Genomic DNA, 7137 nt, shown 5'->3' with positions numbered 1-7137 from the left:
ATAAGGTGACGGCGTTTCTGGCCGCTTCGTTAGGATCGCTGCAGGTCACGAGTTTGAGCAGGTGGCGCGCGGGTCACTAATCGAGCGGGGTGTGGAGGTGGTGGATCTGTACGTAGTGCAGTCCAGGGCCGCCTCCGGGGCCACCGGCGTGCAGATCTGGGAGAATATCCGCAGTCGGCGCCTGATGATCGCGCACATCGGTTCGGCCCACACGCCCGGCGAGCGTGCGGCGGTGATCGATCTGCCCGCCAGAACGGCAGCCTTAGTCACACCGCCGCGGTTCGTCGAGGTGTGGGGTGGGTGGTGACCATCCTTCGTGCTCTCACTTCCTGGGGGTGGTGAGATTTTCCGGGCGCAGGTCGAGGCGTCGCAGGAGTTGGGCGTTGAGGGCGACTACGACGGTGGAGGCGGACATGAGGATGGCGCCCACGCTCATGGGCAGCACGAATCCGATCGGGGCGAGCACACCTGCGGCCAGGGGCACCGCGGCAAGGTTGTAGCCGGCAGCCCACCACAGATTCTGCTTCATCTTGCGGTAGCTCGCGCGGGACAGCTCGATGACCGAGAGCACCGAGCGGGGATCGGATGAGGCCAGGATGACCCCGGCGGAGCCGATCGCGACATCGGTTCCGGCGCCGATGGCGATGCCCACATCCGCTTGGGCCAGAGCGGGGGCGTCGTTGACTCCGTCGCCGACCATGGCGACCTTCTTGCCTTCGGACTGAAGCTCGGCGACTTTGGCGGCCTTGTCTTCGGGCCGGACCCCGGCGAAGACGCGGTCGATGCCGAGGTCGGCGGCGACGGTTTCGGCCACGGCGCGGGCGTCACCGGTGATCATGACGACGTGAGCTCCGGCGTCGTGCAGCGCGTCGACGGCCGCGCGGGACTCGGGGCGAATCTCGTCGGCCAGCCGCAGCGCGCCGATCACCCGGCCGGCGGCGAGGACGTGCAGGATGATCGCCCCTTCCGTGCGCCACTGGTCGGCGACGGGCAGCTCATCGCGGCCGTGATGGTCGAGAAGGTAGGGGCCGCCGACCTCGATGACGGTGCCGTCCACGGTGGCCTTGACGCCGACGGCCGGGGAGGAGGAGAAGTCGGACGGCGTCGACACGGCCAGGTCACGGTCGCGAGCAGCCCGCACAATGGCTCTGGCGAGAGGGTGCTCGCTGTCGCTTTCGGCTGCGGCGGCCAGTGCGAGGACCTCCTTCTCGGTGTGCCCGTCTATCGATTCAATTCCGGTGACGGTGGGTTCGCCCTTGGTCAAGGTGCCGGTCTTGTCGAACAGGACGGCGTCGACGTTGCGCATCGACTCGAGCGCAAGGCGGTCCTTGACCAGGACTCCGCCGCGGGCGGCGCGTTCGGTGGCGATCGACACGACCAGCGGGATCGCCAGGCCGAGAGCGTGGGGACAGGCGATGACCAGCACGGTGATGGTGCGCACTACCGCCGCGTCGGGCAGGCCGAGCACGCTCCAGACGGCGGCGGTGATCACGGCCGAGGCGAGGGCGAACCAGAACAGCCATCCGGCGGCGGTGTCGGCGAGGCGCTGGGCGCGAGAGGACGAGGCCTGTGCGTCGGTGACCAGTTTCTGAATCCCGGCCAGCGCGGTGTCCTGACCGATCGCGGTGACCTCGACGCGCAGGCCAGAGTCGGTGGCGACCGTGCCGGCGACGACATGGTCGCCGATCTCGCGGCGGACCGCCCGGGATTCGCCGGTGACCATGGATTCGTCCATGCTGGCCGAGCCGTCAATGATCTTGCCGTCGGCGGGTACAGACGCCCCGGGGCGGACGATCACCACGTCCCCGACCCGCAGCTCGGCCGGGGCGACGGTGATGACGTTCTCGCCGTCGACCTTCTCGGCCTCATCCGGCAGCAGCGCCGCCAGGGAGTCGAGCGCGGAGGTGGTCTGGGCCAGGGAGCGCATCTCGATCCAGTGGCCAAGCAGCATGATGACCACCAGCAGGGCCAGCTCCCACCAGAAGTTCAGCGTGTGATCGAGCGCGCCCAGGCTCGCGCCCCAGGAGGCGGTGAACGCCACGGTGATCGCCAGGCCGATGAGCAGCATCATGCCGGGCTGGCGAGCGCGGATCTCGGACAAGGCCCCGGTCAGGAACGGCCTGCCGCCCCAGAAGTAGACCACGGTGCCCAGGGCAGGGGAGACCCACCACACCCACCGGGCATCGGGCAGGTCGTAGCCGATGAGGTGGGCGAACATGTCGTTGAACGCCACCACCGGGACCGCCAGGACGAGGGTGATCCAGAACAGCCGCCGGAACTGGGCGACATGACCACCGTGCCCGCCATGGCCTGCATGGTCGTGGCCACTATGGTTCTCGTGCCTGCTGTGAGGCTGGTCTGCCGAGTGTTCGTCGTGCGTGTGGTGGCTGCCCTGCTTGCGGGTCTGGGCCTCGGCGGCTCCGTGGTGGGTGTGCTGGTCGTTCATGGTCTGTCTGTCCCTCCAGCGCGGTTGCTGTTGCCTAGGACGCGGGCTGGATCTCACTTTCGACTACCCACTTGTGGTTCGTCATCGTCATTCCGTCAGCTTCGAAGTCCACGACATAGACGGTTTCGTCGGTCGAGGACGCGATCGTCGCCGTTGTCCCGCGCATGCCTTGCATGTGCTCTGCGGTGACGGTCACTTCGGTGCCATCGTCGAGACGGTCATCGCCGACGTCCTTGAGCTCTTCCTGCACGACCCACTTGTGGTCGAGAACGGGATCGCTGCCGTCGGTGGGGGTGTAGTCGATCGCGTAGGTGTAGGTGTCGTAGGCGCCGACGATGGTGGCGGGGGCACCGTTCATGCCCTCCATGTGGTCGGCCGTCAGCGTGACTTCGGTCCCGACCGGGTAGGTCGGATCGGTGGCCTGCGTCATACCCTCAGGCACCGGGCCGCCGTCTGAGGGGTGTTCCATGCCCCCGTGGCCCCCGTGGCCCCCGTGGCCCCCGTGGCCCCCGTGGCCCCCTTGTCCGCCATGGCTGTCCTCGTTCTGTGTGGCGGCGGCGGTGCCCGTCGCGGGAGTGGATGTGGTGGTTGCCGGGATGGACGCGGCCGAGGTGTCCTCGGTGTTGTCGGTACAGGCCGATAGTGCCAGCGTGGCGGCGATGAGGGTGGCGGGGATCAGCATGGGGGTGCGGGTCATGGTGGTGAAGCGCCTTTCGTGTTGGTGAGCAAACTGGTGGTCAGGCCAGGTAAGACAGGGTGGTCATCATTCCGGCCTCCATGTGGTAGGCGTTGTGGCAGTGAAGGGCCCACTGGCCGGGGTTGTCGGTGTCGAATTCGATCTCAGCGGTGCGCATGGGTCGGAGCGTGACGGTGTCTTTGCGGAGCCCGCTATCGGCGAGGGCGAAGGTATGACCGTGCAGATGCATCGGGTGGGCCATGTCGGACATGTTGCGCAGCCGCATTCGAACCCGCTGACCGCGGGAGACCTCCAGCGGTGTGGTGTCGGGATGAGCCTGCCCGTTGAGGGTCCAGCGATAGGGCATCATGCTGCCGCCCAGGTCGACGCTGAGATAACGGTCATGACCTTGGTCTGTCAGGCGCGATGCCGGCGCCGGGCTCAGGTCTGCCGGAAGCAGCACTCGGCGGTCGAGTTCGATGGGACGGGGATCGTCGGGCAGATCGCCGGAACCGGTGCGCACGATAGCGAAGGCGTGGCCGTTCTTGCCTTCAGCCTCGGCGAAGATCGGGAAGGCTCCGTCGGCCAAGGTGACCAGGACGTCGACTCGCTCGCCCATCGCGAGCAGGATCGATTCTGTCTGGTGCGGTGCGGTGGGAAAGCCGTCGGTGTGGGTGACGGTCATCGTGTGCCCGCCGACGGCGACACGGAAGAACGTGTCGGCGCCGGCGTTGATGAACCGGATCCGCGCCCGCTGCCCCGGTCTGGCGATCCACCGGACCGGGTCGGCGGGAATCTTCCCATTGAGCAGAAAGTGCGGGTAACTGACGTCGCCGGCAGCGCCGAGCAACCGGGAGATCATGCTTTGATGACCTGGACCGTCGTGCATTCGGCCGTGGCCCGGGGCGCGACCGTGAGGCCCCGGAGTGTCGATGCCCAATGCGCGGGCCGCGTCGTCTGGGGTGCCGTCGATGCCGTCGAGCCAGTCATCGACGACGACCACCCATTCATGGTCGAAGTCCCCTGGCTCGGCCGGGTCGTCGACGATCAGCGGGCCGTACAGACCCCGGTCGAGCTGCAGCCCAGAATGCGAGTGGTACCAGTGGGTACCGGCATCCGGAACGGTGAACTCGTAGGTGAATCGGTCACCTGGCTCGATCGCCTCTTGTGTCAGGCCGGGCGCGCCGTCCATGTCGTTGCGCAGGGCGATGCCATGCCAGTGCACGCTGGTCGGTTCGTCGAGCTGGTTATCGACCTCCACGCGCAGCAGGTCTCCGGCCCCGGCCCGCAGGGCAGGCCCCGGCACGGTCGGACCGTAGGCCCAGGTGGCGACCACGATCCCACCCAGGTCTACCTCCGCCGGACGAGGGGACAGGCGGGCGTCGACGATGCGCTGACCTGCACGCTGGCGCTGGGCCTCGACATCGCCCACTACTGGGTCCGATGCCGTCACCGGCACCCCCGAGGGGCCGGACTGTCCACACGCGCCCAACGCCCCGGCGCCAGCGAGAGCCGACCCGAGGAGAAATGCTCTCCGCGACATCCCGGTCACTGTTGCGACTCCGCCGACGGATCACCGAACAGCGCGGTGACCAGCAGCATCGTCGAGGCCCACAGGGCGGCCACGACGACGGCGCCGAGCGCCAGCCCGCCCCATCCGACCACGTTCTACCTCCCGCGTCTGACTCCAGTGGCCATCGTGACCGTGCATCCCGTCGGCTTCAATGGAGATCGTGTGAAGATTCGATCAAGACCCCACCGCAGTGACGGGTCATCAGTCGGGGAGGCGAAAATGGCGGGCATGCCCTTTGCCGATGAACGCGGCGACCGTCGTCCGCGCCGCGCCGATCCCCCAGCGCTGCGGGCGATGGTGGTCGACGACGAGGAGCCCCTGGCCGATCTGGTGGGGTCGTATCTCGAGCGCGACGGCTTCGACGTCACGATCACCGGTGACGGCCATGATGCTGTGGACCTGGCCTGCCGCATCGCCCCGGACGTAATCGTTCTCGACCTGGGACTCCCCGGGCTGGACGGGATCGAGGTCTGCCGACAGGTCAGAACCCACAGTGACGCGTACATCGTCATGCTCACCGCCCGGACCGAAGAGGTCGACAGCCTGATCGGACTGTCTGTGGGCGCAGACGACTACATGACCAAACCGTTCAGCCCTCGAGTGCTCTCGGCCCGGATTCAGGCGATGATGCGCAGACCACGGCAGGGCACTGCCAAGGGCGGCGGAAAGGCATCACCCCGTGTGCACTCGATCGGCCGGCTGACCATCGACACCGCCGGGCGAGAGGTCGCCGTCGGTGGTACCGCCATCGAGCTGACCCGCACCGAGTTCGACATCCTCGTCGCCCTGGCCCGCGACCCCGGGATCGTCGTGACCCGCGCACAGTTGATGGCCGCCGTGTGGGGACCGAACTGGGTGGGCGATGACCACCTGGTCGACGTCCACATCGGCCACCTGCGTCGCAAGCTCGGCGACGACGCGGCTGTGGGCCGTTACGTCCGCACGGTCCGAGGGGTCGGCTACCGCATGGGACCATGCCAATGAGGTCCACCCCGCCACCAACACCGGCCACGCCCGACACCCGCCCCCGTCGTCGCGCGGCCGGAGTCAGCTTCGGCACCCGCCTGCTGTTGGCGATGACCAGCGTGGTCGTCGGAAGCACGGCCAGCGCGTGGCTCGTTGCCTCTGCACTGGCCCCGGGCATCTTTCACGACCACCTCGGTCAAGCCGGCATCGACCACAACTCCAGCCAAGCCGCCCACGTCGAGGAAGCATTCACCGTCGCGATCATCCTGGCCTGGGGATTCGCGGTGGGCATCGCCCTGCTGCTGGCACTGGCAGCGACCTGGTACCTCACCCGCCGAGTCCAACGCTCGGTCACCATCGTTACCACCACCACCGCCGACATCGCCCAAGGGCACTACGCGACTCGGATGACAAGCCCGAAGCTCGGCCGAGAGTTTGACGACCTGGCCACCAGCGTCAACGAACTCGCCCGACGTCTGGACGCCACCGACGTCACCAGACGACGAATGCTCGCCGACCTCGGTCACGAGATGCGCACCCCGCTGGCCACCATCGACTCCTACCTCGAAGCCATCGACGACGGTGTGCGCAGCTTCGACGACACCACCAGACAGGTGCTGTGGGCGGCCACCAGACGTCTTGAACGCCTCGCCGCGGACATCGTCGCCGTCTCCGACGCGGAAGAACACCTCACCCGACTACACCCGGCCCCGACCACGACAGACGCGCTCGTAGCGACTGCCGCCGAGGCAGCACGCGAACGCTACCTCGACAAAGGCGTGCACCTGCATCTAGGTGAGATCGACCCGGTCGCGGTCACCGTCGATGCCGACCGCATCGGACAGGCACTGGCCAACCTTCTCGACAACGCGCTGCGCCACACCCCACCCGGCGGGACCGTCACCCTCGGCAGCCACCGCCCGGGCCCGGCAACGGCGGCCATCACCGTCTCCGACACAGGAGACGGAATCGCCACCGAGCACCTCGATCACCTCTTCGACCGCTTCTACCGCGCCGACCCCGCCCGAGGCCGAACCGCTGGCCGCAGCGGAATCGGCCTCGCGATCACCCGGGCACTCGTCGACGCACACGGAGGTCGCATCCGCGTCATCAGTCACGGCCCGGGCCACGGCGCCCAATTCATCCTCGACCTGCCCGCCGGCTGAGGCGCGCATGAACAGCGAACAGCAGAGCATGACTATGTGCCGGGCCGAAAAGCCCACGCCGCAACTGCATGTCATAACGCCTGGTTACCCGAACCGCACAGACCGGACTTGTGTGGGCGCACGGACAGTAGCTGCAGGTTTAACGAAACTGGCGGAGGCGGGCGCCGCGTTTCCAGGTGGACTGCGACTCATTGAGAGCTGGCGGGAGGTGGCCCGCACGCAAGTCGAGGTCCGAACCGGGGCGCGCGCCGCTTCCGCTTGCACCCGGACGCGCCAGGGTCCAATGCGTGAGGCCGTGGGGCTGCCGGTT

General features: G+C 67.9%; 6 protein-coding genes. 3 read left to right on the top strand and 3 right to left on the bottom strand.

The window, feature by feature from the left end:
- Positions 1-100: 100 nt before the first annotated feature.
- Positions 101-307, top strand: coding sequence for a hypothetical protein (locus tag DPA01S_RS15600; protein WP_156482635.1), 207 nt, complete (start codon positions 101-103; stop codon positions 305-307).
- 15 nt (positions 308-322) lie between these two features.
- On the opposite strand, the gene DPA01S_RS15595 is transcribed toward DPA01S_RS15600, so the two are convergent.
- Genes DPA01S_RS15595 through DPA01S_RS15585 form a run of 3 tightly spaced genes read right to left on the bottom strand, consistent with a single transcriptional unit; the run spans position 323 to position 4665 of the window.
- Positions 323-2446 carry a heavy metal translocating P-type ATPase gene (locus DPA01S_RS15595; RefSeq protein WP_198150837.1) on the bottom strand — a complete coding sequence of 708 codons (2124 nt, stop codon included), beginning with the start codon at positions 2444-2446 and terminating at the stop codon, positions 323-325.
- A 34-nt stretch (positions 2447-2480) separates the two neighbouring features.
- Positions 2481-3143 (bottom strand): YdhK family protein, encoded by a 663-nt coding sequence (locus tag DPA01S_RS15590; RefSeq protein WP_198150835.1) that lies wholly within the window; start codon positions 3141-3143, stop codon positions 2481-2483.
- Between the two features lie 40 nt (positions 3144-3183).
- Complete coding sequence (locus DPA01S_RS15585) at positions 3184-4665, bottom strand: multicopper oxidase family protein (RefSeq protein WP_061230061.1); 1482 nt, start codon at positions 4663-4665, stop codon at positions 3184-3186.
- Positions 4666-4989: 324 nt separating this feature from the next.
- Here DPA01S_RS15585 and DPA01S_RS15580 point away from each other — a divergent pair, with 324 nt between their 5' ends.
- On the top strand, positions 4990-5679 hold the full coding sequence (locus DPA01S_RS15580; protein WP_061230057.1) for a winged helix-turn-helix domain-containing protein: 690 nt from the start codon (positions 4990-4992) through the stop codon (positions 5677-5679).
- Between the two features lie 92 nt (positions 5680-5771).
- Complete coding sequence (locus DPA01S_RS15575; RefSeq protein ID WP_061230058.1) at positions 5772-6827, top strand: sensor histidine kinase; 1056 nt, start codon at positions 5772-5774, stop codon at positions 6825-6827.
- The last annotated feature ends 310 nt before the right edge of the window (positions 6828-7137 follow it).

The organism is Dietzia papillomatosis NBRC 105045 (assembly GCF_001570845.1).
In the GTDB taxonomy this organism is placed as follows: Bacteria; Actinomycetota; Actinomycetes; order Mycobacteriales; family Mycobacteriaceae; genus Dietzia; species Dietzia cinnamea.
Note: the sequence above shows the minus strand (reverse complement) of the source record. Positions and strands in the feature narration are given on the sequence as shown.

What these genes read in the sequence shown, in the direction of transcription:
- DPA01S_RS15590 (WP_198150835.1), bottom strand. Translation starts at nt 3,143, where the DNA reads ATGACCCGCACCCCCATGCTGATCCCCGCCACCCTCATCGCCGCCACG.
- DPA01S_RS15585 (WP_061230061.1), bottom strand. Translation starts at nt 4,665, where the DNA reads ATGTCGCGGAGAGCATTTCTCCTCGGGTCGGCTCTCGCTGGCGCCGGG.
- DPA01S_RS15595 (WP_198150837.1), bottom strand. Translation starts at nt 2,446, where the DNA reads ATGAACGACCAGCACACCCACCACGGAGCCGCCGAGGCCCAGACCCGC.
- DPA01S_RS15575 (WP_061230058.1), top strand. Translation starts at nt 5,772, where the DNA reads ATGACCAGCGTGGTCGTCGGAAGCACGGCCAGCGCGTGGCTCGTTGCC.
- DPA01S_RS15580 (WP_061230057.1), top strand. Translation starts at nt 4,990, where the DNA reads ATGGTGGTCGACGACGAGGAGCCCCTGGCCGATCTGGTGGGGTCGTAT.